Source organism: Bartonella sp. CM86QHHN (assembly GCF_042194695.1).
GTDB lineage: Bacteria > Pseudomonadota > Alphaproteobacteria > Rhizobiales > Rhizobiaceae > Bartonella.
In genome coordinates, this window is the sequence record NZ_JBHIND010000085.1 from 1 (window position 1) to 3,111 (window position 3,111).

At 36.7% G+C, this 3,111-nt stretch carries 1 protein-coding gene; it reads left to right on the top strand.

Annotation, left to right across the window (positions count from 1 at the left end; genetic code table 11):
- A partial coding sequence (locus tag ACFIKX_RS09480; protein WP_375628385.1) for an autotransporter outer membrane beta-barrel domain-containing protein occupies positions 1 to 2,499 on the top strand: 2,499 nt, incomplete at its 5' end.
- Between the last annotated feature and the right edge of the window lie 612 nt (positions 2,500 to 3,111).

Below are 3,111 nucleotides of genomic sequence, written 5' to 3' on the forward strand. Positions count from 1 at the left end.
AAAAATTTTTTGTTATGTACAATTGCTGGAACTTTGATTTTTTCTCATTTCGGTTCAACTTATGCAAATACATCAGCTCCTGAAACTCCTGGAATTTTGGGAAAGATTGAATTAAATAAGGGAGAAGAAAAGACTTTAAATAATGTTCTTGTCCGCGATAAAGGACCTGGAATATTAGCGCATGATAAAGCAGCTATCACAATTGTAAAATCAACAATACACACGGAAATGTCTGCACTTTCTGTATCAGAAGGTGGACGCATTCATGCTAAAGAAATTAAAGCAAATACAGTATACAAAGGTTTAGAAACAAAGAATGGTATAATCAACGTTGAAGATTCAACCATAACCGTCCAACGAGGAGGTGCCGGTGGTATCGTTTTTTATGAAACAAAAGATTCTTCACTGAAAAGTGGAGAAAAAGTTGTCAATAAGGTTGTTCTTAGCAATACAAAACTTCTTGTGAAAAACGGTACCGGTATTCTTGGTCCCTACTGCTCAAGAGCCGTTGCTGAAGTTCAACTTAAAGACTCAGAAATTCGATCTGACGTATTATTGAGAAATAAAACGAAACGTAAATATTATGACAACGATACTCTTCCTGTAACTTTAGCATTAACCGCTGATAATTCAACAATAGAGGGACGAGCAAGAACTTTAAAAGTCAATACAACGGTTTTGACTCTGAATAACAAGAGCAAATGGTACTTAAAGACCTCTCAAGAGGAAGTCGATACTGACTTTAATGCGTTTAACTATGAGCTCAGTGATATTAAACAACGAGCCCTTTCTACCGTTTCAGTACTGAATCTTAATAATAGTTCTATCATATTTACGGTACCGCAAGGGCGGGAAAAAGATCATTATCATACCTTGTATGTAGGGCGAACAGCTGAGGTTCGTAGACCTGAGGGAAGTACAATCCCCGATATAGAAAGCACTTATAATACAGTCTACAATGCCACAGGCAATGCAAAAATTTATTTTAATATTGAATGGAGTGATGGTCTAGTAAAAGAACAGCAAAAAGCTGACCGCCTCCTTATTCATGGTGATGTATCAGGTAGCACAACAGTCCATATCAAAAACCTTGCGAAAGGTGAGATATTAAAAGCTGAAGATTCTGTTTCCTCGAATATGCGTGGTCTTTCACTCATTCAAGTTTCTGGAAATGCAAATGAAGATTCCTTCAAACTTGCACACGGCTACACCACAATGGAGGGATTGCCCTATAAATATATACTCAAAGCCTATGGTCCAACATCCAGCCATGGGACAGCCGATAGCACACAAAGTCATTTTAGCGGAATATCACAAGAATCAAAAGAAAATACCCTCAAAGACTACACAATCTATACGATATCAGAATCAGGAAAAATGATTGAAGGTGTTTCACCAAAAGAGAAAGAAGCGCAAAATACCGGTTCATCATCCCTTGGACAAGCAAACAACGCACAAAACATCTTGGAAAAAAATCAAAATTTCTGGGATTTTCGCTTGCAAAATGAGACTCTCGATAATGAGGGAAAGATCAGAGCTCTCGTTCCTCAAGTGGCAAGCTATTTGTCCATGCCTAACGCACTATTCTCAGCTGGACTGGCTGATATAAACAATCAAAACACTTTACTCAACTCGATGCAGGAAAACACCTTTGAGACAAAAGATCATAAAAACAAAGGAGTCTTATTCTCGACTTATGGAAATAAGATGACATTATCCTCTCACCGTACGCCATTACAATATGGCTATGGTGCCGATATTCACTATGCAGCTTTACAGGCAGGCATTACATTAGCAGCTCTAGAAGATCAAAATATGACCGCCAATTTTGGTCTTTTAGGGACATATGGGAAATTAGCTTTCACCCCTAAAGACATGGAAGGTGCTGACAAGAGTACACTCAATAAATGGTCAATTGCTGCATATAGTGGGCTGCACCATAATAATGGGATATACATCCATGCACTCTTCTCCTATGGAATGCTCAAGGGAGATATCACCACAGCTCTCATAGGAAAGACTGCAGAATTGAAAAATGCTGATACATTCAGTGCATCAGGAACCATTGGACAAAAATTCGAAACCAGTAGGAACGGATTGGTCTTTGAACCACAAGTACAACTTGTTTATCAACGTCTCATGCTTGGCACACTCTCAGATGTCGATGGTTTTGATGTGGATATGGGAAATCCTTATCAATACTTAGTGCGTGTTGGTGGACGCTTAACGCAAACGAAGCTTTCTATTGAAAACGGCGGTATTCTTTCTTTCTACGGTAAACTAAACGTTGTTAAAGCTTTTTCTAACAATGGTACGATACAGATTGGTGAACCATTCCACCTTGATTCTATAGGAGCTGCCCTTGAAGGTGGATTTGGTGTAAATGCACAATTATCACAAAATATCGCCCTTCATGCTGATGTTAACTATCAATATAAGCTTCAAAAAACTGGTATATCTGGAGCAAGCTTTTCAGGCGGAATACGCTATCAGTTTTAAGAAAACGCAAAAAACAATTTATATTCTATTCATTTTAATAAAAGGCAGTGCAAATGTGCTGCCTTTTTATAATCTATCGGAAAGAACCGTTAACAACTATTCTTTCTACCACCTTTCTTGAGCCAATTAATCTCACTCAAACCAAATGTAATAAAATCTGTTATCTCTAAATGAATACTGAATTCTCAAGAGAGCTGCCTTTTTGATTTATAAAAATCAAATGCTTTTAATAAAATTTTTTGTATTTTAAAACACGTAATAAATAATTCTCTGTGTAAGAAAATCAATTAAAAGCTTTTTGTAAGCACACAACAACAGCTTCTCCAAAAATTTTGTAGAGTTTTCATAACAACAGCCTTAAGCAACAAACATCCTTGCAAAATATTTTGTTTCTTAACACTTTTAAACGGAATACTGATCAATCTAGCTTTTCTGCAATTCATAGTTTCTAACTGCAATCTCTATTTTAAAAGCTCTTCTAAAATCATTTTTTAAACGATAAAGAACACGACGCAATGTTTCGTTTTGTTGTTTACAATAAAAACATAATGATATAGAAACTGTCTGGGTACTTGCGCCATCAGGGGAATGAAGTAAGCATCAAAGCATACC